The organism is Burkholderia sp. D-99 (assembly GCF_011605345.1).
Classification (GTDB): domain Bacteria; phylum Pseudomonadota; class Gammaproteobacteria; order Burkholderiales; family Burkholderiaceae; genus Burkholderia.
The window spans coordinates 250,362-275,613 of sequence record NZ_JAAOXM010000004.1; the positions used below are offsets into that span (position 1 = coordinate 250,362).

The 25,252-nt window shown below is 62.1% G+C and carries 23 protein-coding genes and 1 pseudogene; 9 read left to right on the forward strand and 15 right to left on the reverse strand.

The features are described from left to right. Positions 1–583: 583 nt before the first annotated feature. From HAV18_RS18380 to HAV18_RS18390, 3 genes are all read right to left on the reverse strand, one after another. A complete protein-coding gene (locus HAV18_RS18380; protein WP_166958276.1) occupies positions 584–2,437 on the reverse strand; it encodes a hypothetical protein in 1,854 nt (617 codons plus the stop codon). A gap of 191 nt (positions 2,438–2,628) precedes the next feature. After that, complete coding sequence (locus tag HAV18_RS18385) at positions 2,629–2,919, reverse strand: hypothetical protein (protein WP_166958278.1); 291 nt, start codon at positions 2,917–2,919, stop codon at positions 2,629–2,631. Between the two features lie 145 nt (positions 2,920–3,064). Then, positions 3,065–3,589, reverse strand: a complete 525-nt coding sequence (locus tag HAV18_RS18390; RefSeq protein WP_166958280.1) for a hypothetical protein — start codon at positions 3,587–3,589, stop codon at positions 3,065–3,067. A 931-nt stretch (positions 3,590–4,520) separates the two neighbouring features. Between HAV18_RS18390 and HAV18_RS18395 the strand changes: the two genes are divergently transcribed. From HAV18_RS18395 to HAV18_RS18405, 3 genes are all read left to right on the forward strand, one after another. Continuing rightward, positions 4,521–5,267, forward strand: a complete 747-nt coding sequence (locus HAV18_RS18395; RefSeq protein WP_166958808.1) for an SDR family oxidoreductase — start codon at positions 4,521–4,523, stop codon at positions 5,265–5,267. Positions 5,268–5,419: 152 nt separating this feature from the next. After that, complete coding sequence (locus HAV18_RS18400) at positions 5,420–6,274, forward strand: DJ-1/PfpI family protein (RefSeq protein WP_166958282.1); 855 nt, start codon at positions 5,420–5,422, stop codon at positions 6,272–6,274. A gap of 124 nt (positions 6,275–6,398) precedes the next feature. After that, positions 6,399–6,884, forward strand: a complete 486-nt coding sequence (locus HAV18_RS18405; protein WP_166958284.1) for a DUF4440 domain-containing protein — start codon at positions 6,399–6,401, stop codon at positions 6,882–6,884. Positions 6,885–6,976: 92 nt separating this feature from the next. Here the strand turns inward: HAV18_RS18405 and HAV18_RS18410 are convergent, their stop codons facing one another. The 4 genes from HAV18_RS18410 to HAV18_RS18425 all read right to left on the reverse strand — a co-directional run bounded on the left by HAV18_RS18410 (position 6,977) and on the right by HAV18_RS18425 (position 9,825). Next, complete coding sequence (locus HAV18_RS18410) at positions 6,977–7,924, reverse strand: GlxA family transcriptional regulator (RefSeq protein WP_166958286.1); 948 nt, start codon at positions 7,922–7,924, stop codon at positions 6,977–6,979. A gap of 366 nt (positions 7,925–8,290) precedes the next feature. Further along, positions 8,291–8,812 (reverse strand): SRPBCC domain-containing protein, encoded by a 522-nt coding sequence (locus tag HAV18_RS18415; RefSeq protein WP_166958288.1) that lies wholly within the window; start codon positions 8,810–8,812, stop codon positions 8,291–8,293. Continuing rightward, a complete protein-coding gene (locus HAV18_RS18420; protein ID WP_166958290.1) occupies positions 8,805–9,218 on the reverse strand; it encodes a helix-turn-helix transcriptional regulator in 414 nt (137 codons plus the stop codon). Before HAV18_RS18420 ends, HAV18_RS18415 begins: the two co-directional genes overlap by 8 nt. A 292-nt stretch (positions 9,219–9,510) precedes the next feature. After that, positions 9,511–9,825 carry a hypothetical protein gene (locus tag HAV18_RS18425; RefSeq protein ID WP_166958292.1) on the reverse strand — a complete coding sequence of 105 codons (315 nt, stop codon included), beginning with the start codon at positions 9,823–9,825 and terminating at the stop codon, positions 9,511–9,513. A 202-nt stretch (positions 9,826–10,027) separates the two neighbouring features. On the opposite strand from HAV18_RS18425, the gene HAV18_RS18430 reads away from it, so the two are divergent. Together HAV18_RS18430 and pstS are read left to right on the forward strand one after the other, a co-directional pair. Then, complete coding sequence (locus HAV18_RS18430; protein ID WP_166958294.1) at positions 10,028–10,243, forward strand: hypothetical protein; 216 nt, start codon at positions 10,028–10,030, stop codon at positions 10,241–10,243. A 413-nt stretch (positions 10,244–10,656) separates the two neighbouring features. Beyond that, a complete protein-coding gene (gene pstS / locus HAV18_RS18435) occupies positions 10,657–11,682 on the forward strand; it encodes a phosphate ABC transporter substrate-binding protein PstS (RefSeq protein WP_166958296.1) in 1,026 nt (341 codons plus the stop codon). A gap of 88 nt (positions 11,683–11,770) precedes the next feature. Here pstS and HAV18_RS18440 read toward each other — a convergent pair whose 3' ends face one another. After that, entirely contained in the window at positions 11,771–12,370 is a 600-nt protein-coding gene (locus HAV18_RS18440; protein WP_166958298.1) for a DJ-1/PfpI family protein, read from the reverse strand. A 339-nt stretch (positions 12,371–12,709) separates the two neighbouring features. Here HAV18_RS18440 and HAV18_RS18445 point away from each other — a divergent pair, with 339 nt between their 5' ends. Next, positions 12,710–13,978, forward strand: a complete 1,269-nt coding sequence (locus HAV18_RS18445) for an alginate lyase family protein (protein ID WP_243771697.1) — start codon at positions 12,710–12,712, stop codon at positions 13,976–13,978. A gap of 66 nt (positions 13,979–14,044) precedes the next feature. Here the strand turns inward: HAV18_RS18445 and HAV18_RS39985 are convergent, their stop codons facing one another. Then, positions 14,045–14,338 carry a hypothetical protein gene (locus HAV18_RS39985; RefSeq protein WP_243771727.1) on the reverse strand — a complete coding sequence of 98 codons (294 nt, stop codon included), beginning with the start codon at positions 14,336–14,338 and terminating at the stop codon, positions 14,045–14,047. On the opposite strand from HAV18_RS39985, the gene HAV18_RS18450 reads away from it, so the two are divergent. Beyond that, entirely contained in the window at positions 14,228–14,608 is a 381-nt protein-coding gene (locus HAV18_RS18450; protein ID WP_243771716.1) for a hypothetical protein, read from the forward strand. The genes HAV18_RS39985 and HAV18_RS18450 overlap by 111 nt on opposite strands. Before the next feature lie 421 nt (positions 14,609–15,029). Here the strand turns inward: HAV18_RS18450 and HAV18_RS39990 are convergent. Beyond that, positions 15,030–15,188, reverse strand: a pseudogene (locus HAV18_RS39990) (transposase); the annotation flags it as partial. A 171-nt stretch (positions 15,189–15,359) separates the two neighbouring features. Continuing rightward, a complete protein-coding gene (locus HAV18_RS18455; protein WP_166958302.1) occupies positions 15,360–16,811 on the reverse strand; it encodes a DEAD/DEAH box helicase in 1,452 nt (483 codons plus the stop codon). 388 nt (positions 16,812–17,199) lie between these two features. On the opposite strand from HAV18_RS18455, the gene HAV18_RS18460 reads away from it, so the two are divergent. Continuing rightward, the gene (locus HAV18_RS18460; RefSeq protein ID WP_166958305.1) at positions 17,200–17,934 is read left to right on the forward strand and encodes an ABC transporter substrate-binding protein; all 735 of its coding nucleotides are present in this window, start codon (positions 17,200–17,202) and stop codon (positions 17,932–17,934) included. A gap of 218 nt (positions 17,935–18,152) precedes the next feature. Next, positions 18,153–18,986 carry a GyrI-like domain-containing protein gene (locus HAV18_RS18465; RefSeq protein WP_166958307.1) on the forward strand — a complete coding sequence of 278 codons (834 nt, stop codon included), beginning with the start codon at positions 18,153–18,155 and terminating at the stop codon, positions 18,984–18,986. A 332-nt stretch (positions 18,987–19,318) separates the two neighbouring features. Here the strand turns inward: HAV18_RS18465 and HAV18_RS18470 are convergent, their stop codons facing one another. The 4 genes from HAV18_RS18470 to HAV18_RS18485 form a co-directional block, all read right to left on the reverse strand. Further along, positions 19,319–22,033, reverse strand: a complete 2,715-nt coding sequence (locus HAV18_RS18470; protein ID WP_166958308.1) for a TonB-dependent receptor — start codon at positions 22,031–22,033, stop codon at positions 19,319–19,321. Between the two features lie 364 nt (positions 22,034–22,397). Further along, on the reverse strand, positions 22,398–23,756 hold the full coding sequence (locus HAV18_RS18475; RefSeq protein WP_166958310.1) for an MFS transporter: 1,359 nt from the start codon (positions 23,754–23,756) through the stop codon (positions 22,398–22,400). Then, positions 23,749–24,459: a hypothetical protein gene (locus HAV18_RS18480; RefSeq protein ID WP_166958312.1), complete on the reverse strand. Its 711-nt coding sequence runs from the start codon at positions 24,457–24,459 to the stop codon at positions 23,749–23,751. Before HAV18_RS18480 ends, HAV18_RS18475 begins: the two co-directional genes overlap by 8 nt. Positions 24,460–24,461: 2 nt before the next feature. Next, positions 24,462–25,235, reverse strand: coding sequence for a 2OG-Fe(II) oxygenase (locus HAV18_RS18485; protein ID WP_347814770.1), 774 nt, complete (start codon positions 25,233–25,235; stop codon positions 24,462–24,464). Between the last annotated feature and the right edge of the window lie 17 nt (positions 25,236–25,252).

Sequence of the window (25,252 nt, forward strand, 5' to 3'; positions counted from 1 at the left end):
TTCGAGGCAAAGGGCGACAAGCGACACTGAAGAGACAGCCATCTCGCTTGCGGATTCAACCCGACGCGATCAGCACCTGCTACCCTTGAGCAGACCTTCGAACAGTTCGAAAGGAAGTACAAAGCGTCGCGGATCATCTTGCTTCCACTCCGTCAAAGCCTGCGCTTCGCTGCTAACCGAAAGTCGCCGCTATCAGATGCCGCTCAGAGTATGCAATCAAGGCAAATATGATCAGCCCTGTCACAATCCCTGCAACGCGCCGGGTCGTGACATTCGTCGGTTTTGGCATGATATCGCCGGCATTGCGCCGCCCTTTAAGGCGATTCATGGCGTAAAGCACGGCAGCCAATGCCGCCGCCCGGACAATTGCACTCTGAATAGTCACGTATCCCCCGGGCTGATCTGCTTTATCTAATGTGTCGTCGATAGACGGCTATCGAGCGACGGCGAACCATTTTGTTGGTATGCGGCTTTGAGATGCTCGTGAGGGCAATTTTGGACGATTTGAGTCACGGCGTCGAACGACCGAAGCTGGCCGGCAACTGCCGGCCGTGAGCAACAGAAACCGCCCCCAAGCGGACACTCAATCGTCATTGAGGTTCTTCAATTTACCGTTCAATGCTTCCCGTTCATGGTCAGACAGAATGGGCAACTCCAACCAGCCTTGATATAGCGGCCCAAGCCAGCAGCAGTATCCGGAATCCGGCCGCCAAGCCTCCAACCGCTCGAAGTGCCGGTGAATATCCAGCGCGTTGGCTCGTTGCGTGACGGATACCCAGGCAAGCGTCTTGATTGCCGCTATCGTCGCCCAGTCGCTGGGCCCGAGCAAAGCGCTATATAGCAGGCTCCGGCGAAGCGAGCCCTCCCAATCGGTGCCATGCTGCGCGATGATCTGCAAGGCAACCATCTGCACCCGCGTCAACCACGTAAGCGCCGAGATTGATTGTGCGCGGCCCTCCGGTATGGCCGGTGGATGCACGATACACGCGAATACCTGAAGGACTTCGTCCTCGTTGAGCGCAACAGCAACATGACTCGCTTGCGCCCAGTTTCTCGGTGGTGAAAACGGCTCGAGGGCCAGCGCCGATACCGTCTCCAGGATGCGCAAGGAAGGCGACGGCAATGCGGGAGTCGCTTGATCACCTTCGTAGCGCCAAAGTGGATACCCGACAGGCGCAACCGGTTGGCGCGGGTCGGGAGACGGAATGCCCTCCGCAACGATGTGGACGGTACATGCCTCTCGGCCATGGGATGCCAACTCCAGACGCAACGCCAAAGCATTGCTAGGCGCTTCCAGAGACGAGACCTTTAGGCTGATGTCCCCGCCCGGATCGACAGGGTGACCTGTTTGAATGAATCGATCACGGAGTTGTCGAAGAACGTTCGCGCAAGCATCCTGCGGTTCAGGCAATGCGCCGCGTGCTCGAAACCACAAGCTATTGGCGCGCTCATTGCCCTCGCGGGCCAGACCGACAACTTGCTCCAACCAGGTGTCGTCCGCGGTCTCCTTCCACTGGCAATAGAAGCGTGACGGCTGCGCCCACGCATGTCCCGGCTCTTGTCGCAGTACATCTTCATACCAACCCCGCGCGGCGGACCACCCTTCGCACTCCAACCACGTATCGGCGGCTTCGAGATACGCACTGATATCGTCAGGGCGGATCTCGATGGCTTTGCGAAAAGCGTGCTCGGCATCATCCGGGCAACGCATTTGTCGCAGAACCAGACCACGTGCAACGGCGGTGAACCAATCTTGAATCTCGGCCAGCGAGCCAGCCAATCGTAGTGCCTCGTCGAATTCCCCGGCGCGGCGCAAGATTCCAAGGCGCAGCATCGGCCACTGTTGGCGAAGCGCTTCCGACGGCACGACCCGCGCTGACAGGGCGGCCCATCGTCGCGCATCGTGCAACTGACGCGCGCCGGATATCGAGGCTTCGGGGGTACGTGAAATGACGTTGCCGAACAAACGCATCTGCAGGTTTGCAGGGAGGGATTCCAGCGCGCCGGCTGGTTCAAGCCATTCGAGTGCCCACGTGTTCAAGTAGTCCGTCGGCTGGAGGGCGGCCTGTGCCTGCAACAGGCGATCGACCGCCTCCGGCAGTCGTCCTTGCCACGCCCAGAACAACGCCCGAAGCGCTTCGGTCGACGCGTAGTGGTGCTCGGTGTCCGGCAGCAAGACTTCATCCGCTCGACCACCCGCGCGTTCTGCATAACGTCTCGCCAGATTCAGCCACTCCGGGCGCGCAGGTGCATAGGTGAGCAGATTGGCCAAGTGCTCGGCACCGTGCGTGAGTTTCTCGCCCGATTCGATTTCGGCGAAAGCAATAAATGCTTCGAACTCGGCAGTACCCGTGCGAAGTTCAAGTGCGTCACCTGACGCGGTTGCTGGCGCCGGGGCTTCCGATCCGTTTCGTAAAAGACGCTTCCACCAGGACATCGCTTAGTTTTCCAATCTTGTAAAGGAGACTTGCAGTCTGCGAATAGACGGACCTGCAGGCCATCGTTCGACCTCGGGCGCTCGACGACTGCTCTTGGCAGGCTCCGCGCGTGGCGGTCGGTTGAAGTCGCCCCGGAGCGGTCTTTCAAGCATTCTCGGCGCGGTCATTTGATTTCCATGCGGACCTCGCGTCACTTCCGACGCAAGTAGGCTATCTGACGTTCACATACATCGGGTGAATAAGGTTGATAGTCGACGTCGTTCTGCACGACATAGACTCCGTAGCCAACGAATTCATAGTAAACGCGCATCGTCTCGGCATGCGAATGCGCCCAAAACGTCCAGACCCATTCACTTTCCGGCTCGTTGAGCGCGCGGGCGGCATCACCGTCCGGCCCGCTGGGAATGCATGCTGGAAGCAGGTTGCCGTACTCGTCAGGACACAGCCAAACCTCATGCAGATAGCCCAACAGGGTTCTCATCCAAGCATCTCCCGGACTAGTGATCACGTCATCAGCCACCCATGCACTCAGCTACTGATTTGCGGAGCGAGGCATTGTCAACCATTGCCGGGATCGAGTCGAGTCTCTCCAATTGGCCGAGCCGAGACAGACGAACTCGCTTCGGCTAGGATTTGTGTTGTATATCGCCGAGAGGCGCTGACGCCTCCAACTCGCGGCGAACTTTCCGCAGAAAGCGGATGTTCCGAATGCCCCACCCGAATACGGCTATCATAAACACCGCGATTACCGACATAGTCAGTGACCGGTCCCAAAAGCCGCGCACTGTCATGCAAAAAGCCAGAATGCTCCACACGCAAAGGAAAATTTCCCCACCTTCCGGCTCGCACACGATCTCACCGTTCTCATGGTCGCGCCACCCGATCAACGTCTGCCAGTTTCCGGCCTCTTTGAGATAAGCGGTAATCGTCATTCCTGATTCGATACGGGGCTTGCCGGGTGCAGCTACCGAGTACTCCTTGTGACTTGCACTTTCGAAGCCGAACAGCGTGACCTGCTTACGGTTCTGCGACGTCTGTACGACACTAAAAACGCGATCGAGTCGCACCGTTTCAAGCGGCATAGCCGTTTTCCCTGTCTTGAGCCTTTCTACACTGCGCAAGCTGCGTTGGCACACGAGAAAGAAGATCATTCGCCGACGTGACTGTGTGTTCCTATTGCAGCCAAGATGGAACGGAACCCCTCGCGCTCGCCCAAGAAATCGGGCCACCGTGGACCTACCGACTATCCGGCTGCCCGGTTCCTCGTGAATCGTACATGTAGTGCAAACGCACGATGTCGCAGACTCTGAGGAAAACGTCGGTTCTGGGAAATTTCCCGCAGTATGCCGCCTATCTCGTCGTCAACGGCTAGACCTTGTTCCAACCAACCGATCGCAAGGTCACACCAATATGGAGTAGGCCATCGTAGCCCAGCCAAGACAACTTCGCGAGCGGAATCGATGCTCGACGAGAATGCATCCAAAGGGTGTTCAAGCGGCTTGACTAACGAGGGCGATTTCATTTGAGACGTTGCTCAACCTGGTTGGGGAGGTCACGTACAAGGCGAGTCTGATCGATTTTCACCAATGCAGGCGTCCATGTCGACTGACCGCTGCTGGCCGAACTGAGCCGGATGCGATCTGACATCGTCTGTCCAATCAAGTCCAAATTTTTACATATGAGCAGGCATCTGGACATACGTTGCCCGGCCAATGCGTGACATTGCGTTCCCACCATCCGCCGGCCGATTTACGCCGAAGCCGCACTGCTCGCCGCCATCGCGCGGACATCTGCATCTCGACCACTGCGCGCCCGATCGCCGCGCAAGCCGCCCCACACACGTTCCTCCCGCCTGCGAGGCCGCACGTGAATCGCACAAACGCACGATGCCCCCGCCAAACGCCGAACCGCGTTATTCACCAGTTTGAATTGAGTGGCGCATTTTGAGGGTTATACGACCTTTGCGCCATACGCCTCGCATTCCATACTGCACGTGGAAGATCAAGCCGGAAAAGGCACACAAACGCGACTGCGTTTCGAGCCCTCGGCCTGATCAATCACGACGTAAAAATGGAGCAGAAGATGAGGCTTAAAAACAAGTCAGCGTTAATCACGGGCGGTACCAGCGGCATCGGTCTCGCAACCGCAAAGCTGTTCATTGCGGAAGGCGCCCGGGTAGCGGTTACGGGCCGCGACGATGCGGTGTTCGAGCGGGTGAAGGCCGAGCTTGGCGAGAATGCGCTCGTTCTCAAGGGCGACGTCCGTTCGCTCGAGGACATGCGGGCGATTGCCGCCGAGGTAAAGGAGAAGTTCGGCGGCCTGGACGTCGTGTTCGCGAATGCGGGCTGGGCTTTCCCGTCCGCAGTCAACGACATCGACGACGCACTCTACGACAAGATCATGGACGTCAACGTCAAGGGCGTGGTGGTCACGCTTCAGGCGGTGCTGCCGGACCTGCGAGCGGGCGCGTCGGTCATTCTCAATACATCGTTCGTCGCGCAGACCGGCCAGCATGGCATCTCGTTGACGGCGGCAGCGAAGGCCGCCGTCCGATCGCTCGCCCGCAGCTGGTCCTACGAGTTTCTCGACCGGAAGATCCGCTTCAACGCGATCGCTCCCGGCGCAATCGACACGCCCCTGCTCTCCAAGTGGGGCATGCCCGACGAATGGGTTCGCGACCGCAAGGCCGAGTTCGCCAAAGCCATTCCGGTGGGCCGCATGGGCCAGGCCGAGGACATCGCCTACGCGGCGCTTTATCTCGCCAGCGACGAATCCGCGTATGTCGTCGGCACCGAACTGGTCGTCGATGGCGGCGCCTCGCAGCTTTAAGCCGGCCGCGCCCGATTCCTGAGCCCTACACGTCTTCCCGGCTCATCCACATCCTCATCTCACGTCCGCCACGGTGTTCGTCGCGGCGGCCATTCAATCCGGCCCAGCCTGGTTGCGCTCGCAGCGGGGCCGAAGTGCAAGGAGAAACGATCTTGACCGACAGTAACGAAAACAATGCTTCCGGAACGCCGCTCACGAGAGCAGGCCGTTCGCGCCGCGATGCGCTCAAGTTTGGCGGCGTCGCCACCCTCGGCGCCGTCCTGGGCGGAGGCGCATTGCTTGGGCACGTACCCCCTGCTCTTGCGCAGGCTGGCGGCGAGGGCGCACTTGCCCCGAATGAACCGCTCAATATCCTGATCGTCAACTACGACGGCGGGACGCTTCTCGACTTCGCCGGCCCCAGCGAGATCTTCCATCGACTGCCGAATACGAACGTGCGCTACGCGAGCCTCAACGGCGGCAACGTGACGCTCGAATTCGGCGTCGTGTACGGCAAGACCGAGCGGCTGGCCGATATCGAGAAGGCCGACGTGCTCCTGGTCCCTGGCGGGTCCGATCTGTCGGCACCGATGCAACCCGCGTATCAAGCGCAGATTCGGCGCCTCGCAGAAAGCGCCAAGCACGTTACGTCGGTTTGCAACGGCTCGCTCGTGCTCGCCGCAACGGGCGTTCTCAAGGGCAAGCGAAGCGCCTGCCATTGGGCCTTCGTCAACAAGCTGGCCGAATACGGTGCCATTCCCGTTCCCGATCGTTTCGTGGAAGACGACAACGGCCGGTTCATGAGCGGCGGCGGCGTGACGGCGGGCATCGACTTCGCGCTTCGCGTTGCAGAGAAACTGCGCGGTCGACAGGCCGCCGAATTCACGCAACTCGTGATCGAATATGACCCCGCGCCGCCGTTCCACTCCGGCCATCCCAGAGACGCGCGGCCGGAAGTCGTCGCGATGGTCGACAAGGAATTGCCTGGCGCATCCAGGGGGCTCGCACGCATTCCAGGCGTTCGGTGAAACATGCGCAGGCAATGTGTAAGGACCATCTTCAGGTCTCGATGATCACCGGCTCCGACATCGCCTGCTCGCCGCGATAATTTTCGTAGTCCTCTCAATTCAAGCCATGACCGGAATTCACTCGATGCAACAGAATCGTATTTTCGCTACTGCACTTGCAGCAGCCTGCGTCACCTTTTTCGCGTTTGCAACGCCGGCGATTGCCGGTGGTTCGCAACGTCCGCCCGAAGCGGCCATCAAAGCCGAGAATGCACGATGGGCGGATGCCTTTGCGCGAGGAGACTACGAAGCAATCGGTCGCCTCTATACCCGCGACGGCGCACTCTTGCCGCCCGGCGGCGACAAGATCACGGGCAGCAGCGCGATCACCGAGTACTTCACCAAGGGGTATGCCGGATCGAAGCCTGCCACCGTATCGTTCAGCAACTACGAGTTCTACGGTAACGACCGGATCGTGACGGAGGTTTCGGATGCGGAGATCCATGACAACGATGGAAAGCTCAAATACCGCGGCAAGCAGACGCTCGTCTTTCTGAAGCAGGGCGGCGCCTGGAAGCTGCATCGCGACATGTGGAACGACTACGGTCCGCTGACCGCGAATGACCATTGAGCATCGTGCGAAACAGGTCATGACCTGCTCAAAGCACCACTAGTCCGTTAAACGGACATTCATAGGCAGCGCGCCGATCGTCCGGGAGTCGATCAGCGCGCGCCGTTCGATCGGCTCTCTCGTCGAATCGCTTGCGGCGGGTGCCCATGCAATTTGATGAAGGCCCGCCGCATCCGCTCCGGATCGGTGAATCCTACCGCCAACGCAATCTGTTCGATCGGTTCGCTACCGCCCTGCAGGCGCAGCCGCGCCGCTTCGACTCGCAAGCGCTCGACCGCCTTGGCCGGTGTTTCACCGGTTTCCCGGCGAAATGCCCGTCCGAACTGTCGCAAACTCAGGTTTGCGGCATCGGCGAGCCGTTCGACAGGCAACGCTTCAGCCAGATGCTCCCTGGCAAAATTCAACGCGATGCGGATACGATCCGATTCCGGCTCCATCTGCGACATCGCGGAGAATTGGGACTGGCCGCCCGGTCGACGATACGGAACCACCAGAAGCCTGGAGACAGCGCGCGCAACCTCCGCGCCCATATCCCTTTCAATCATGCCGAGCGCCAGGTCGATTCCGGAGGCGATGCCCGCCGACGTCCAGATCCGGCCCTCCTCGATATAGATACAGTCGCCCTCGACCCGGGTGCGCGGGAAACGCGACTGCAATTGCGCCGCGTATAGCCAGTGCGTCGTGGCTCTCAAGCCGTCCAGCAAGCCGGTTTCCGCCAGCAGAAACGCCGCCGTACACACGCTTGCCACCCGCGAGGCGCGGGCGCCCAGTTTCCTGGCGGCGGCGATGTTCTCCGGTGCCTGCATCGGCTCGATATCCCCGCCCACGAAAATGACGGTGTCGAACGTACGCCGTCCGACCGGTTTCGTTTCGATCGAGACGCCCGAGTTGCCGGGAACCGGCCCGCCGGACTGCGAGATGACATGGAGATCATAGGGCGTATGGCCCGCCGCCATGGCCACCTGATTGAAGGCCGACAGTGGCCCACCCAGATCGAGCACATCGTAGCCACTGCAAACGTAGAATCCGATTCGATGCATGACGAAGTCGTTATATGAAAACCCCGGAAAGTCGTATTTTACGGAGAACCCTCGAATAGCGCCATCGAGCCTGAAATGAGGGAAAAATGTCGTTTACGTCGTGATCAATTGTCCGTATGCCTAACGGCTGACATCAGCCCGGCTCGGCCAGGACAGGAGCCAGGCCCACCCCTTTCCGGATTCATCATCCGCCACAGCATCGGCGACATCTCATACCGTCCTCGCAACGCGCGGCAGAAGAAACGCGAACCACACCCGCTTGAACGTCTCGCCATACAGCACCATGAAAAACACCCCAAGGGCTGGATTTGCATCCAGCTTTTGGGGTGTCGTTCATGAAGCGTGTTTCCGTTCTTGCCGCTCGACTCAGTGCCCGGCTTGCTGCTGCGTGAGGTATTTGTCGAGCGCGTCCATTGTTCCGCCCCAGCCTTGCGACATGCTGGCGTGCGACGCGTCGAAGATGGCTTCCTCGGCTTCGCTGGCATCCAGCGCGCGCCACTCGAGGCGCATCAACGTGCCGCTCTCGATTTCGCTCAGCGTGGTTGTCGAGAGCGTATGGAGCGGCCATTGCTCCGCCATCGGATGTCGCGTCACACCACCTTCTGCATCACTGAATTGCACGACGACGACGATACGTTCAGGCGGCGTCAATTCGCGGAATGTCCATTTCCCCCACATCGCCGGGGCGTCGGGCGCACTCTTCGGCTTCATCGCGTAGTGAAAGACGCCACCCACACGCGCGTCCACCGTGCAGTGGGGCATTTCCATACCGGGCGGGCTCATCCACTTGCTCAAGTGCTCGGCTTCGGTCAACGCGGCATAGACGAGTTCGCGTGGCGCAGCGAAGCGGCGCTCGATGACGAAGGGAGCGGACAGTTTGTCAGTCATGGCGGCGAATCTTCCTGGTTCGGGTTGAGGTGACTTTGGACGTGGTTTTCGGTGCAACTTTCTTGTCCAGGTCCTGGACAGGCTTCTGTTGCAATTGCTGCAGGTAACGATCGAGCTGGTCGAGACGCTGCTCCCACAGAGCGCGATATTGCATTGCCCAGTCGGCGGCCTCCTTGAGCGGCGCGGGCACGATACGACACGGGCGAAACTGGCGGTCGCGCCCTTGCGTGATGAGGCCGGCCTTCGCAAGGACGCGCAGGTGCTTGCTGATGGCCGGCGCACTCATATCGAATGGGCCGGCCAGATCGCCAACCGTGGCCTCGCCTTGCGCCAGTCGCGCGAGGATCGCGCGTCGCGTAGGGTCAGCAAGCGCAGCAAATGTGACGCTGAGGTGGTCCGCTTCCAATTATTTTTCCAATTGGTTAATTAGCCGATTGGTTAATCATGATGCAGATCGAACCTGCTCGTCAAGGTGTCCGCGCACATGATCTCCGCGCAGGCACGTTCAGGCGGCTGGCGAACTCACGCAGCCCACGGGTGACACGACCATACATCCCGCCAACGTACCTGCAAACGCCCCCAACGCTGCAGCAGTACCTTCGCCCTACCCGACAACGTCCAACGCGGACAGTTGCGCCAAGCCCCATGCCCGCCCATTCCGGGGCCTGACACGCCGCCCTCTCATCCCTCTACGATGCTCATCGCATCCCCGCCGAAGCGTCCCGCCCGACACGCGCGTTACCCGGTCGAACAAAATCGGAAACATTCAGCGAAACCGTATCGGCTTTCGCACTCGAACGCGTCTTCCGGGCGACCGCCAGGATCGGGGCCAAGTGCTCGTAAAAACATTCGAGCTGTCGCGCATCGGATGCCAGTCGCTCAAGGTCGCACGCCTTCTCGAGAATCAACCGGGAAATATGAAAACGCTGAAGCCCGCGGCCGACCCGAATCTGAAACACGACGCCATCGCTGCTATGCGGCACCCCCGCCCACACAAGCGAACTGCGATCCATGAAGCCTCCGAAAAATCATAATCGTCACATCAATATGCCAGTCATCTCCGACGCTGCATATTTGTATTTCAAAATTGTGGCGCTCGACACATCGACATGTTCCCGGGAATTGAATATTGCGCCGCAGCAAAAGTGTCCGTAGACTGGGTTCGCACGTCCGATGTAGTTGCCCTGCAGTCGCCCCATGACGGGAGAGCACGCCATGACGACTTCTTCGTCCGCACTGAGCCAGGCCCCCCCGGCCCTCCACGTGTTCCAGCAAGACGGTGGCTGGCACTGGGGCATCACGGTTCCTCGTTCCCCGGGGGGCGGCTTCAAACTGATCGCATTCAGTCACCACATCTTTTCCACTGAAGACACCGCCCAACACGACGGCGCTCGAGCGTTGGCGTCCATCGTCGCAAATGACGTGCATTGAGGCTCGCGGCTCAGACAATTGCACCGTCCTTGAGTTTTCACAGTCAGATGCAATACTCCTATCACCCTTCGATGCGAGGCTACGTACCGCGCGCGATGACGGGCTTCGCCACTCGTCTGACCTGCCCGAACGTCGGTGACGAACCAGGCCGGCCGGTCTCCGCCTGCGACCCCGTTTAGGGGTGCGTTGCAATCAAGCTCGCGGCGAACATCACTCGAGAAAGGTGCGGCGCAAAGACTGCTACACCCACGCAATTGCTCACCGTGTTTGAAAGCCATCGAGAGAAGATCACTGCCACGGTCAACCGACCGACATTGCCGAAAGACGGCCGGCAGATCCAACTCGACCAGTCAGACTTCTAAACCGAAGCCAGCTTGCGGGCCGGCATGCCGACAGCAGACAGGAGGCGTTACATGAACATCCGGATCGTGGTTCCCTGCACCCTCGTTCTTGTTGCCCTCAGCGCTCACGCTGCCGACATCACCGGCGCAGGCAGCACGTTCGCAGCACCGATTTACGCGAAATGGGCCGATGCGTACAAGAAGGCGGGCGGTGGCAAGGTCAACTATCAAGGCATCGGCTCGTCGGGCGGCCTGAAGCAAATCAACGCGAAAACGGTCGATTTTGCCGGCTCGGACGCGCCGCTGAAGGATGACGAGCTCGCGAAGGCAGGCCTGTTCCAGTTTCCGACAGTGGTGGGCGGCGTGGTGCCGGTTGTCAACGTGCCGGGCGTGAAGGCTGGCGAACTGACGCTGTCGGGCCCGGTGCTCGGCGACATCTACCTCGGCAAGATCACGAAGTGGAACGACCCCGCCATCACCGCATTGAACCCGAAGGTCAAGCTATCGGATACGGACATCGCCGTGGTTCGCCGGGCTGACGGTTCGGGCACGAGCTTCATCTGGACGAACTACCTGTCGAAGGTCAGCGGCGCATGGAAGGCGAAGGTCGGCGAAGGCACGACAGTCAACTGGCCGACGGGCACGGGCGGCAAGGGTAACGACGGCGTCGCCGCGTTCGTGCAACGCCTGCCGGGCGCAATCGGCTACGTCGAATGGGCGTACGCGAAGAAGAACAACATGGTCTACACCGCGCTGAAGAACTCGACGGGCACGGTGGTCGCGCCGAAGACGGAAACGTTCAAGGCCGCTGCGGCAGGCGCGAACTGGTCGAAGTCGTTCTACCAGATCCTGACGGACGAGCCGGGCAAAGACGCATGGCCGGTGGTCGGCGCGACGTTCGTGCTGCTGCACGCGAAGCAGGACAAGCCGGCACAAGGTGCGGAAACGCTCAAGTTCTTCGACTGGGCATTCCACAACGGCAACCAGGCCGCCACGGATCTGGACTACATCTCGCTTCCCGATTCGGTGGTGTCCGAAATCCGCAAGCAGTGGAAAACGAAAATCACGGATGCCGCCGGCAAGGCGATTGCAAACTGAGGGCTCCTGAGAAGCCGCGATCGGGGACACCACATAGCCGCTGAAACCGACTCACTTTTCGATGAAGGCAGCGCGATTTTTTATCGCGCTACGGCAGATAAGGCCTGATGTTCGTCAGCGCACGAGAAACGTACTCGTCCTTCTCCCCGACCGGCGCAACGTAGTGAAGTGCGCTCCGCGCGGCTTCCTCGCCCTCCAGGCGTGCAATGATCCATGCGGCCAAATATTGCGAAGCAAAACAGCCGCCTGCCGTTGCGACGTTACCTTGAGCGAAGAACGGCTGATTGAGGACTTCGACACCCGCCTCGACTACCCAGGGTTTGGTCGTGAGATCCGTGCAGGCCGGGATGTTGTCGAGGAAGCCAAGCTTTGCCAGAACCAGCGTGCCCGAACACTGGGCACCAATCAATTGCCGGGCCGGATCGAGATTCAACTGCTCCATCAGCGTCGCGTCGTTGACGACATCCCGGGTTCGAATGCCGCTCCCGACGATGACGGCATCCGCCGTGCATGCGTCCGCCAACGTCGACTGCGCCTGCACGGTCACACCATTCATCGATGTGACGAAATGCTCCGGGCATGAAAGCGTGACCCGCCAGTCGGGCTTCTTGATGCGATTGAGCACGCCGAGTGCGATGAGGGAGTCGAGTTCGTTGAAGCCCTGAAAGGTCAGAATAGCGATGTGCATGGGGTGCCCTGTCTGGAGTCAGTCGATGCATCTTGCCAGATCGCCGTCATGAACGGCTTTGCCTTGCGTCGGAATCAGCCCGTCGATGCAACACGTTTGAGGCGGATGCGGTTCGCAAGCGACGCCTGTTGGATCGGTATGCGCGGAGTCGGATTGAGTCGTCCCTCGATGACGGACGATTCTTTACGGCATGCTTACTGTCAACCGTAGCGCCGCGAGGATCGTTCATACGTTGCAAAGCGGCTTTCTCCCGGCGGCCCGTTCATCGCACGCCAGTCCCTGTTCGAATCCATGCTGGTTCCCTCTCGGCAAGACCAGCGCAACCGTTATCGGAGCCCTATGGCATTTCGTCTGTCCGCGCGTGCAGCAGCCACGATTCCCGTCCTTTGCATCGTGATGCTTGGCGGGTGCATCGCCGCGGCGCAGCCCCCTGCCGGCGCGACCGGTTCATATCAGTCACACAGCGACGCGCATCTGACGCCTGCGCCCGGCGCCCGCACGGCCGACGCGCCCTTTGTTCACCCCGGCCTGCTGCATACGGAGCGCGATTTCACGCGCATGCGCGAGAACGTCGCCGCGCGACGGCAGCCGTGGTTCGACGGCTGGCAACGCCTGGTTGCCAACCGGCATGCGTCGCTCGACTGGAAGCCGAATCCGCAGCCGGCCATCTATCGCGGACGCAACCCCGACCACGCAGAGAACTACGCCACGCTCTTCAACGATGCCGCTGCGGCCTACGCGCTTGCACTTCGGTGGAAGATCACCGGTGACGACACCTACGCGCAACACGCCATAGAAGTCCTGAATGCGTGGTCGCGCACGCTGACGACGATCGACGGCAGTTCCGACAAATTCCTGGCTTCCGGCATTTACGGCTACGAGCTGGCGAACGCCGGCGAAATCCTCCGCACGTCCACACTGTGGGGCCCGGACGATCTCAAGCGCTTCCAGTCGATGATGCTCGGCGTGTTCTATCCGATGAACCACGATTTCCTGACGCGGCACAACGGCGCAAAGATCGACCACTACTGGGCCAACTGGGATCTCGCCAACATGGCATCGATGCTGGCGATCGGGGTTCTAGCCGACCGTCGCGACATCTATGCCGAAGCGGTCGACTACTTCAAGCATGGCGCAGGCAACGGATCAATCGAACATATGGTGTGGAAGCTGTATCCGGATGGGCTGGGGCAGGTGCAGGAAAGTGGCCGCGACCAGGGACACACCATGCTCGACATCGCGCTGCTCGGGGCGTTCTGTCAGATGGCCTGGAGCCAGGGCGACGATCTTTACGGATACGACGACAACCGATTCCTGCGCGGGGCGGAATACGCCGCCCGATACAACCTCGGGAAGGACGTGCCTTACACGCAATACACGAACAGCGACGTCACTCAGCCTGTCATCTCGCCGAATTCGCGCGGTGACGGGCGTCCGATCTGGGCACTCGTCTACAACCATTACGTTGTGCTCAAAGGGCTCTCCGCGCCGGACGTCGAGGCTTATGCCCGCAAGGTCGCGCCGGAAGGCGGCGGTGGCGACTACGGTCCCAACAGCGGCGGCTTCGATCAACTGGGATATGGGACGTTGACATATACGCTTGAATGACCGCCTGCGTATCAGGAAGATCATCCGGAGCAGCGTGGCTGGCGTAACAGGAGGCGTGATTTTCGATCAGCGGAGATCGGCCGGCATGTTCCAGGGGAACAGCGCGTCGTAGTCGTCGGCGGTCTTCGCCCGTGATGAGCGTGTATGACTGAGAACCGAAACTTGCGTAGCCGGCTGGTGATTGGTCGGAAACGAGATGGCCGTCGCGAGTACGACAATGCTGCGCGGGACGAACCGGTTCGACCATGCCTGCAGCCCGGCGTTTCGATTGCCCGAACAGCAATGGAGCATGACCTCGATCCCAAACCGCTGTGCAGTTGGGTCGCACGTCATCAGAAAATCCAGGCTCAATTCGAGCATGAGCGAGTAGCTCGCATGCCGGTGGTTGCTGATGGCGTTTCCGTCGAGCTTGATCTACACGACGTCGTCCAGTGCCTTGACCGCTGCGATTCGTGGCTCGGTGATCCAGAGCGCATCGATAATCTGAAACACCAACGGGGCCAGCGGCGTACCGATGACCTGCTCTCGGGCAAGCGCGAGTTCAAACAAGGCAGAAATATCGACACGCCGTTCCGCGGCGTTCACGACGGAGACAGGACCGCCGCCCTTGCGCGGCATATAGATCAATGAAACCAGGACGCGGTCGGCAGGCGCGGCGCTTTCCCCCCAGTCCCCCAACACAAGGTCAATGATCGGTGGATGGTCCGGCCTTCCGATCGCCCATTGGACAAAGTAGACACCAACAACTGAATCGCCCTGGTGCAGTTCGCCCGTGATTCTCCTCGTCTCGTGACCACAGCACGTGCAATTGAAAGTGGATTCTTCCCCAGGGCACGCGTGTATCGATTCGTCGGTTGACATTGGGCGGAGTCCCCAAAATAGTTGAAGGTTGAAAGCGGCGGATCCCGCGGGCATCCGGGAAAATCGGGTTTCCAGGACCAAGCTCCCGGACAGGAGAACCGCCGAAACGAAGCCTACCGAGAAACCGGGCCACCGCCCCCAAAGCGCACCACCCAATTACGCTGAAGAACGTCGTTCGTGGATCGCAACCCTTCGACATCCACTTGCGGAGCAGGTTGGCGTTGATCGCGTGCTCGTGCGCCAGGCCAGCCACCGACACGCCCGGGCGTCACGCCGCTTCGACCAATGCGCGCTTGCCCTTCTCGTCGTAGCGGCGCGGGCCGTCGCGGTCTCGACGAACTACGCTCAACTCAAAGCCTTGTCAGCCATAGGTGCCCACCTTCCGGAAGGGTGGACACCGGTGCGCCTCGTTCAGAGCGCCGTTGGGTAGACGCCGATAATGGATCGCTTACCTTGAAACTGCAGGCGAGCCCCGAACGGCCAGCCCTGTTCCACGACTGGCACGACTCACACCACCGCATCAAGGCTGGCGCTTGCCACGGCCTCCAGCGGATTTGCCGGCCGGCTTGCTTGCTCCCGCAGCCGGCTTGCCCGCCGGTTTGCTGCGCGGCTTTTGCGCGCTGAACGGGCTGCCGATGGTGTAATCCGGTCCGTCGCCACCCGGCTTCGCGTGCGGCGCCGCAGGCTTGCGCTTACCTTCTCCGCCTTGCGCTTGCGGGCGCGGCTTTTTACCGGCCACCGGCTTGGCAACCGGCGCCGCTTGCGGCACTTTGGGCTTCTTCGGCTTTTTGGGTTTCTTGATGATCTCGCCCGTCGCGCTGGTTTCCGGCACACGGTGTTCGGCCTCGAAACCCGGCTCTTCTTCACGCCGCAGCGTTTGCCGGATCAGCGCTTCGATCGCGGCCAGTTGCGGCGCTTCGTCGGCGCACACCAGCGACACCGCCACACCGCTGGCGCCCGCGCGGCCGGTACGGCCGATTCGGTGCACATAGTCTTGCGCCACGATCGGCAGATCAACGTTGATCACCAGCGGCAGGTCGTCGATATCCAGCCCGCGCGCCGCCACGTCGGTGGCGACCAGCATCTGTACTTCACCCGTCTTGAAGCGCTCCAGCGCACGCAGGCGCGCGGGTTGCGGCTTGTCGCCGTGGATGGTGTCGACCGCATAGCCCGCTTCGTCGAGCATGGCCGCCAGATAATCGACGCCGTTGCGCGTCTTGACGAACACCAGCGCATGCTCCCACTTGTTCTCGGCCACGAGGTGCATGAAGAGGTCGGGCTTGTTCCGCTTGTCCACCGGCACCACCCACTGCTTGATCTTGCTGGCCGTGGCATTGGGCGGGCTGACGCTGATGTTGACCGGGCCGCGCAGAATGCTCGCCGCCATCGCGCGGATATCGTCGGTAAACGTGGCCGAGAACAGCAGGGTCTGGCGCTGCGCGGGCAACGCGGCAAAAACGGCGTTCAGTTCGCGCGCGAAACCGAGATCCAGCATGCGGTCGGCTTCGTCGAGCACCAGCGTTTGCACCTGATCGAACTGCACCGCGTTCTGGCGATTGAGGTCCAGCAACCGACCCGGCGTGGCAACGAGCACATCCACGCCCTTGCGCAACTTCATCATCTGCGGGTTGATACTCACGCCGCCGTAGGCGGCCAGGAATCGCAGGTCGAGCCCCTTGCCGTACGCGATGAAGCTTTGCAGCAATTGTTCAGCCAGTTCACGCGTGGGCACCAGCACCAGCACACGTGCGCGGTTGCTGGACACCGCCGGGCCGTGCTGCACCAGCCGCTGCAACAGCGGCAGCGCGAAACCCGCCGTCTTGCCGGTGCCGGTCTGGGCCCCGGCCATCACGTCCTTGCCGTCGAGCACGGCGGGAATCGCCTTGGCCTGCACCGGCGTGGGGGCCTGGTAATTGAGGTCCTGCAGATTACGCAGCAAGGGATCGATCAGGCCGAGCGAGGCAAAAGACATGGACGTATTCCGGGCTAAAACCGCAATTCTAGCGGTTGCCGAGCGGATCAAGGCCCGCCGCTCCCGGCGGGAAGCCGCCGACGGGGAACGACACGGCCAAACCGGAAGCCGCGACCGGCGCAAAGCAAACGAATCCAGCCCCTTTTCCCGCATCAACGCGCACTCGCAGCCGCTCGGCGCTTTACCTGTCTATCACTTCATGGCTTGTGGTTCCGGCAATGAGGTGACCGGAAGCCTGACGTATCGCATCTTCGGGTTGCCGACGAAGGCGGGCTCGCGCCGCTCGACGCTGCTCTTTTGCGAAAGCCAGGTGATAAGCTCGATGCCGGCGCACTGTCGCGCATCGACGCGCCCCGAACCCTGCCCCCACGACCGCAACGAGCCTCCCATGCCCCTCGCCCCGTCCGTTCTCTCCGCGTTCACGCCAACCGGCAAGCTGCGCGCGTCGATCAATCTCGGCAACCCGATCCTCGCGAACCGCGACCCGGAAACCGGCGAACCGTTCGGCGTGTCGATCGACCTCGCGCGCGCGTTCGCCGAACGCCTGTCGGCCGAGCTGGAGCTCGTGGTGTTCGACGCCGCCGGCAAATCGGTGCAGGCACTGACCGACGAGCGTGCCGATTTCGGTTTCTTCGCGGTCGATCCGCTGCGCGGCGAAACGGTCGCGTTTACGGCACCGTACGTGCTGATCGAGGGGTTCTATCTCGTGCGCGATGCTTCGCCGATCCGCACGAACGCGGACGTCGACCAGCCCGACAACCGCGTGACCGTCGGCAAGGGCAGCGCGTACGACCTGTTCCTCACGCGCGAGCTGAAGGCCGCGCAGATCGTCCGTGCGCCGACGTCGCAAGCCGTCGTGCAGACCTTCGTCGAACAGCAACTGGAAGTGGCGGCAGGCGTGAAGCAGCAGCTCGAGGCCGACGCGGCGAAAACGCCCGGCCTGCGCCTGCTCGACGAGCGCTTCATGGTGATCCGGCAGGCAATGGGCGTGCCGAAGAGTCGCGGCGAAGCCGCCGCAGCGGCGCTGAATGCGTTCGTTGAGGAAATGAAGGCGTCGGGCTTCGTCGCGGATGCGCTGCGGCGGCATGGCATCACCGGCGCATCCGTCGCGCCGCCGGGCTGATCGAAAACGGCACGGCGGCATGGCCGGTGGCTGGACGCCACCGCGCTACGCGAGACCGTCGGCGCACTGCCGCTCAACGGCAACGGCCCGCTCATGCGGCGGGAATTGCCGGCGCGGCTGTTGCGCGCGAAGCCGTGCCGGCGCGGCGTCCCCTGCTCCGAAAAACCGCAAAATCTGCAAACCCGCCGACCCTACATTGCTCCTCCAGGAGCCCGTAATTGAAACCCCGAACCCTGACCCAATACGCCCGGCGCATGGACCCCGTCCTGCGCTGGCTGGCAAGCCACCCCGACGCCGACCCGGATCTGTATCTGCTGGCCGACCTCGCGTGCTTGTCGCCGTATCACTTTCACCGCGTCTACCGCGCGATGATCGGCGAGACGGTGAACGCCACCGTGCAGCGCATCCGCATGCACCGCGCGGCGGTCGCGTTGGGCGGGACCGGGGCGCCATTGCGCGACGTTGCGCAGCGTGCCGGCTATGCGTCGGATGCTGCCTTCAACCGCGCGTTCGGCGCGACCTTCGGCGTATCGCCGGGGCGCTACCGCGCGGCCCGCTCCGTTCCGTTCAATCCACAGGAGCTCGGCATGTATCCCGTTACCATCGAAACCTTCCCCGGCGCCGTGCTGGCCGCCTTGCCGCATCGCGGCAGCTATCAGGAAATCGGCCCGGTGTTCACCCGGGCGTTCATGCTGGCCGCCGCCCGCGGCCTGGCGCGCCCCGAGGCGATCGGTATCGGCGTGTATTTCGACGATCCCGAGCAGGTGCCGGCCGACCGGTTGCGCTCGATGGCGGGCATGTCCGTCGCGCCCGACGCCGAGCTGGGCGACGAGTTCGAACGCTTCGAGATCCCCGCGGGCCGCTGCGCGATCCTGACCTACACGGGGCCGTACAACGAGATGGACCAGCCCTATAACTGGATGTTCTCCGAATGGCTGCCCGCCAGCGGCATGGTGCCCGCCGATTTCCCGATGTTCGAGCAGTACCTGAACGACCCGCGTAGCACACCGCCGGCGCAGTTGCAGACGCGCATCTGCATGCCGTTGAAGTAAGCGCCGCAAGGCCCGGCGGATAACCGTCAGGGCCTGCCGCCGATGCTCCCCCGGCCGGGCACGCCCCGCCGGGGGAGATCGCGGCCACCCTGGCGCGTGTTCGCGCAGCGTCTCGGCGGCGAACAACGCATCGCGACGCCGCGACGCCCGACAGGCTCGGCCGCATTGTGAACCCGCGCAAACGGGAACCGGAGAACAACACGCTCGAGCGCTTGCCGGCCGAATCGATACTCGACCATACGGTGCTACATGGCGCTACGCGGCTTGCCCACTCGCACGCCGCAAGCGCCCGTGCCCCGTCCACTACAGCGCACGAACATCGTCAACGGTTCTCAGAACCGATAAGTCGCCCCCACCTGCGCAAACCGCCCGACGTACGAATAGAGCGATGTATCGTAGCCGCTTGGCCCCGCCATCCAAACCGGATCGAACGGCGGCTTTCGATTGAAGAGGTTGTCGATCCCCGCGTACAGCGTCCAGTGCTTGAATCCCGTATAGCCGACCATCAGATTGAACTGGCTGTACGACGCAACGCCATCCGCCATGCCGGGGTACGTGCCCGGCGCAAGAATGGCCTGCGCGTACGGGCCGACATAGAGCCAGCTCAGGGTCGCATTCCACCGGTGATAGTTCCAGCTCAGATCGGTGTTCCCTTTCCAGCGCGGAGAACTGCCGCCAAACGGCTGGTGAAGTGCGCCGTTGTTGCCGGCGTAATCCCTTTCCACGCCGCCAACCGGCATCTTGAAATGCCACATGTACGCCCAGTCGCCGGACAACGTGAAGGTGCCGATGGTCGTCGCAACCGTCTGGCGGAACGTGGCCTCGAAGCCGTCGGTGTCCAGCGACGACAGATTGCGATAGGGCAGCGTGACATAGGCGATGCTGCCGTTGGCATTACGAACCACCTGCGACGGATCGTTCTGATTGACCACGACCTGCACGTCGTCCGTACCGATCACGTTGTCGATGTGAATCTTGTACCAGTCGAAACCGATATCGGTCGTGCGCGTCGGCGAAAACTGGAAGCCGATGTTGTAGTTCTTCGTGCGCTCGGGCTGCAGGCCACGATTGCCCGCGCGAATTTCCTCGACGATATTGTATGAACCCGGATTGTTCGGATCTCGCGCATCCAGCACGCCTTGCGAGCCGAAAGTGCGCGACGACGTGTTCTCGATCAGCGTCGGTGCACGGAAGCCGCGATTGTACGAACCGTACAACGTGAATTCCCGCACCGGCTGAAAGCGCAGCGCGAACCGCGGCGAAAACGCGCCGCCGAAGTCGCTGTAGTGATCGTAGCGGCCCGACTGGCTGAACGTCAGTGTCTTCAGCAGCGGAATATCGAACTGGTAGTAGACGGCCGCGACGTTGCGCTCGCCATTGACGGACTGGATCGACGGCGACGTCAGCTGGCCGCTCGCCCAGCCCGCACCCGTGCCGATGTACTGGCTCTGATGCATGAACTGCGCGCCTAGCCCGAGGCCCACGTTGCCTGTCGGCAGACTGACCAGGTTCGGGCTCGACAGCGTCGCATCCAGCACGTCGAGCTTCGTGATCGCCTGATTCGACGTGCTCTGGTAAAGGCCGTTCAGCCCGTTCGGCGTCGCGGACGGATTCGAGAAATCGAAGGTCCCGTTCTGAATGATGTTCGTCAGCGCGCTGGCGTTCATCTGGTTCGAATAGTTTTGCGAGACCGTGTCCTGCGAATGGGCATACGACGCGCTCCAGTCCCAGTCGCCCACGGAAGGCATCGCAAACGTTCCCTTCACGCCCGTCGCGGCGCGCCAGTAATTCGAACTGACATGCAATGACTGCGACGCCGGAAACGCGTAGCGCAACTGCGTCGGCACGCCGAACGGGTTGTACGGATTACTGCCCGGCACGACGTTCGATACCAGCGAAACGCTGCCCGTCGCCGGATCGTAGGTCTGCGTACTGGTCGTCAGGCGGCCGACGCCCCGGTTCGCGACCGTGGTGTTGTTGCTCTCCCACAGATCGGCGAACGCCTGCGTCGCATCGTCGATCTTGAACTCGCCATGCACTTTTGCGCTCAGGCGCTCGGTCCACGGCGAGAGCGACGTCGCGCCTGCCGTGTTGCGCTGGCAGACCGTGCCGCCTGCCCCGAACGACTGCGAATTCGTGTTGCCGGGTACGACCTTGCCGCCGTACGCACAGGGATCGAGCGGCACGTTGCCGTTCGCCCTCGCCCAGTATGACGTCGACTGGTTGGACAGGCCGCCCGGGTAGTTCGAGAAATTCTGATTCTCCGTCATGTCCCGGTCGGAAGCGAGCACGCCGTTGTTCTTGTAGTAGCTGAGCGCCGCCGTCACGTTGAAGCGATTCGCGTTGACGTCGCCGAAGCCGCCCAGCAAGCCGAACCGGGTCGTGCCCGCGCCTCCGCCACCGTTCGTCGCGCCGCCATAGCTTCCGGAAAGCTCCAGGCCCTGGAAGTTCTTCTTCGTAATGATGTTCACGACACCGGCGATGGCGTCGGAGCCGTACTGCGACACCGCGCCCGTCTTGACGATCTCGATCCTGTCGATGATGTTGAGCGGCAGCGTGTTGAGGTCGAAGAACTGATCGGTGCCGTTGGCCGCGTAGGCGTACGGTGCGACGCGCTGGCCATCGATGAGCACCAGCGTGTATTTTTCGCTCAGCCCGCGCAACGCGAGCCCTGCTCCGCCGACCGCGAAGTTGGCCGTGGTCGAGCCGTCACCCCAGCTGCTCGATGAATTGGCCGCCACACTGCGCAAATAGTCCGCGACCGTCGTATAGCCGCTGTTCTCGATATCCTTCGCCGTGATCGTCTGGACCTGGTTGAAGCCGACCTTGTCGGCGCTGCGGATCAATGACCCCGTCACTTCGAAACGCTTGACCGTCAGCGCGTCGTGCGCGCCCGATGCCGGCAACGGCGGTGCCGCAGGCGCAGCCACGGACGACGCCGGCGCGTCGGGCGCCGGCAGTTGCTGCGCCCACGCGGACGCTCCCGGTACCGCGGTGAGCGCGCAGAGCAACCCTGCGGCCGTCACCATCATCACGCTTCGTTTCATCTTTTTTCCCGCCCACATTCGCCGGCATTGCCGACGTGTATTTTTCAATACGGTATCTATTTAGATATCCGAATTTGTATTCGAGATGCAGATCTTGCCTGCTCGACAATTCGTCGGCCGCGTTCGGGCACCGTGCCCGATTTCACGTAGTCCGGGTTACATGCACGCTGCACGGCGGGCGCCCGTGGCGTCAGGTCAACGCTATCCGGAAAGACCGCATGCGCGGACGGCGCCCTAGCTCGATCCAGGCCGCACGCCCGTCGAGCAAGGCGACGGGTGCCCGGCCACCGCCCGGGCACTCGCCTGCCATTGCGTTTGAGCCGCTCGCGCAATCATCCGCGAGCGATGGGTATTCGCTCGCCGGTCAGTCGATGGCCACCGCCACCGACTCGCGCGACAGGATGTGGTACAGCACGCCGGCCGCGAGGATGATGGCCGCGAGCGCCAGCATCAGTGTCTGGTAACCATGCCGGAAATCGTCGACCTGCCGCATCAGGAAAATGGCGAACGCAATGCCGCTCGCGCCGCCCACGTTGTGCACCGTCCACGACGTGCCCATCGCCACGGCCGCCTTGTCGCGAGGCAACGCGCCCAGCGCCACCAGCGTCGAGGGCCCGAGTATCGCGCCCCAGCCGATCCCGAACAGCAGCAGCGGCACGACGAACCAGCCTGCGTCGAGCTGGCCTGCCGCGACCGACAGCAGGATCGACGCGACGACGAACAGCGACAGGCCGGCTGCGATCACCCGCGACGGGCCGAGCCGTTCACTGCGCCCGCCGATCCAGGACGACGCGATCGAAAACGTGATGGTCGCCGGCAGCAGGTACAGCCCGATGGTGATGTCGCTCTTGTGGAGCTGGGTCGAAAAGAAGATCGGCAGGGTGAGCAGCACGATGCAGTAGAAGAACGCGAGAAAGAACGTCGCGAGCAGCGCGGACACGAACTTCGGTTCGCGGAAGAAATGAAACTCGACGATCGGGTCGCGCGTACGCAGCTCATGCCAGACGAACAGCGCCAGCGCGACGAGCGACACCGGCAGCAACCAGAGATTGAGCCGGCTCCCGTCGACGGACAGATAGCTGACGAGCGTGGTCAGGCCGACGACCAGCAGCAGGCATCCCGTCACGTCGAGGCGCTTGCGCGCCTGCGCCTTGAACTCCGGTATCGCCCATGCGCAGAGCGCCAGGCTGATCACGATGAACGGAATGTTGATCAGGAACGCATCGTGCCAATCGAGCGCGCCGGCGAACAGGCCGCCGATGATCGGGCCGAGCGCCAGCCCGACGCCGTTGGCGCCGAACAGGATCCCCAGCGCCTTGCCCTGTTCGTTCTCGTCGAACGTATAGCTGACGATCGCGCCCGATACCGTGTACAGGATCGCGCAACCGATGCCCTGCAAGAAGCGGAACGCCACCAGCAGCCAGAACTGATGCGCAATCCCCGCGAACAACGAAGCCGCGCCGAAGATCACGAGGCCGATGATCAGCAGTTTCTTGCGGCCCAGGTTGTCTGCCAGCGTGGCAACCGGCACCATGAACGCGGACAGCGCGACCATGAAGATGGACGTGATCCACTGCGTCGTCTGGATCGGGATCGAAAAATCGCGGCCGATCGCCGGAAGAATCGTGTTGACGACCGTGAGATCGATACATCCCAGGAAGCTCGCGATACAGATGCCGGTCAGCCCGACGTACTTCCGAACCTTGCTCGATGAATTAGTCATGCGCCAGCGCCTCGGTTTCTTCGTCTGCGTGCGACTGCGATTTTTTCTTGAACTTGACCGCCAGCCAGTTGGCGCGAGCATCGCTCCCGTTCTGCACGAAAATCTCGCGCGTCTTGCTCATCGCGGCGGTCATCTGCTTCGGGTAAATGATGAAATCGATGCCGTCCTGCGCCCACATCGGCATGATGATCGGGCATTCCTCGAGAATGTAGAAGAGCGAGCGATAGAACGCGTCCTCGTGTTCGCGGGTGCCTTGCACGAGCCCGTTTCGCTCGGCAAACACGCCGATGGTGTCGTTGATCGCGTAACGGTATTCGGGATTCGAGTAGTACTCGTTCGTGATCAGATGGTAATACTGCGAGTAGTCGTCGCGGCGCAGCAGGTCGTCCCATCGCAGGATCTCGCGTCGCATCGACAGTTTCGCGAGGGTGTCCGCGTGATCCCGCAGCCATGCGTCGCCGCGGTCGCGGCTTTTCTGATAATTGCTATGCGCGGAGCCGGTCGCATAGTTGTGGCGCTGCAGCGTATCGGCCACGCCGATCACGCATTGCCCGAACCCCGCCACGTTGATCTTGTCAACCGTCGCCGCGAGTTTTTCGCCTTCGTGATATTCCTTGCCGACGCTGATCAGCAGCAGTGCGGTCTTGCCGAGGTACTCGTGTGCCTGAAATTTTCCTTGTGCCTGCAATGAAACCTTGTACATGGTCAGCTCCAGTAAACTAAGGGTTCGGTAACGGATCGGATCCCGACAAAGGCACTCAACGTGACCCGGTCGGCGCCCCGGACAGGGCGAACCGCGTGGATGAAACGCGGATTCAGGAAGATCAGGTCGCCCACCTCCGGCTTGATCACCAGGTCGGGCGCGCCCACCTGCTCGCGGCCGATCCCGTAGTGGCGATCGCCCTTGAGCGCTTCGTATTCGCGCGCATCGGGTGCGACGCGCCAGAGCTCCAGCTCGCCGCCTTGCGGAGGCACCTGCAGATAGAGGTTGGCCGACAGCTGATACTGCAGCGCCCAGCCGGTGCCGGCCGGCAGCGTCCATTCCAGGTTGTCGATGTGCGGCTCGAGATCCACGCCGGGCGTCAGGTAGCGGCACACGCCGACGAAGCACTTGTGCCCGCCCACACTCAGCAGCCGCGCCCCTTCGGGCCACGCGTCGTCGAGCAGGGTGCGGAACCGGTCGACCGGCGACGCCAGCTCGCCGAACAGCGTACGCACACGTTCGATATTGGCGCGCGCATGCCGGTGATAGGCCTGCCGGACCTCTTCGGATCGCACCTCCGCGTACGCGATGCCGAGCCGGGTGAATTCGACGGCGTGGCCCAGCGCGCCGCGGTCGGGATGGGCGAACAGTTGCTCCTCCGCGCGCCGGATGACTGCCGGCGGCGTGAACGCACGAATGCGTATCGCGAGCGCATTGCCTTTGCACAAATCGAGAATGTGATCGGCGCACAGCGACGTTTCGTCGACGTCGATCACTGCATGGTCAACCTCTG

Bases quoted from the DNA above. Each gene is read 5' to 3' on its own strand.
- HAV18_RS18410 (WP_166958286.1), bottom strand. From the start codon at position 7,924: ATGCATCGAATCGGATTCTACGTTTGCAGTGGCTACGATGTGCTCGAT.
- HAV18_RS18380 (WP_166958276.1), bottom strand. From the start codon at position 2,437: ATGTCCTGGTGGAAGCGTCTTTTACGAAACGGATCGGAAGCCCCGGCG.
- HAV18_RS18385 (WP_166958278.1), bottom strand. From the start codon at position 2,919: ATGAGAACCCTGTTGGGCTATCTGCATGAGGTTTGGCTGTGTCCTGAC.
- HAV18_RS18430 (WP_166958294.1), top strand. From the start codon at position 10,028: ATGACGACTTCTTCGTCCGCACTGAGCCAGGCCCCCCCGGCCCTCCAC.
- HAV18_RS18425 (WP_166958292.1), bottom strand. From the start codon at position 9,825: ATGGATCGCAGTTCGCTTGTGTGGGCGGGGGTGCCGCATAGCAGCGAT.
- HAV18_RS18390 (WP_166958280.1), bottom strand. From the start codon at position 3,589: ATGATCTTCTTTCTCGTGTGCCAACGCAGCTTGCGCAGTGTAGAAAGG.
- HAV18_RS18475 (WP_166958310.1), bottom strand. From the start codon at position 23,756: ATGACTAATTCATCGAGCAAGGTTCGGAAGTACGTCGGGCTGACCGGC.
- HAV18_RS18445 (WP_243771697.1), top strand. From the start codon at position 12,710: ATGGCATTTCGTCTGTCCGCGCGTGCAGCAGCCACGATTCCCGTCCTT.
- HAV18_RS18470 (WP_166958308.1), bottom strand. From the start codon at position 22,033: ATGAAACGAAGCGTGATGATGGTGACGGCCGCAGGGTTGCTCTGCGCG.
- HAV18_RS18405 (WP_166958284.1), top strand. From the start codon at position 6,399: ATGCAACAGAATCGTATTTTCGCTACTGCACTTGCAGCAGCCTGCGTC.
- HAV18_RS18455 (WP_166958302.1), bottom strand. From the start codon at position 16,811: ATGTCTTTTGCCTCGCTCGGCCTGATCGATCCCTTGCTGCGTAATCTG.
- pstS (WP_166958296.1), top strand. From the start codon at position 10,657: ATGAACATCCGGATCGTGGTTCCCTGCACCCTCGTTCTTGTTGCCCTC.
- HAV18_RS18440 (WP_166958298.1), bottom strand. From the start codon at position 12,370: ATGCACATCGCTATTCTGACCTTTCAGGGCTTCAACGAACTCGACTCC.
- HAV18_RS18460 (WP_166958305.1), top strand. From the start codon at position 17,200: ATGCCCCTCGCCCCGTCCGTTCTCTCCGCGTTCACGCCAACCGGCAAG.
- HAV18_RS39985 (WP_243771727.1), bottom strand. From the start codon at position 14,338: ATGCTCGAATTGAGCCTGGATTTTCTGATGACGTGCGACCCAACTGCA.
- HAV18_RS18395 (WP_166958808.1), top strand. From the start codon at position 4,521: ATGAGGCTTAAAAACAAGTCAGCGTTAATCACGGGCGGTACCAGCGGC.
- HAV18_RS18480 (WP_166958312.1), bottom strand. From the start codon at position 24,459: ATGTACAAGGTTTCATTGCAGGCACAAGGAAAATTTCAGGCACACGAG.
- HAV18_RS18415 (WP_166958288.1), bottom strand. From the start codon at position 8,812: ATGACTGACAAACTGTCCGCTCCCTTCGTCATCGAGCGCCGCTTCGCT.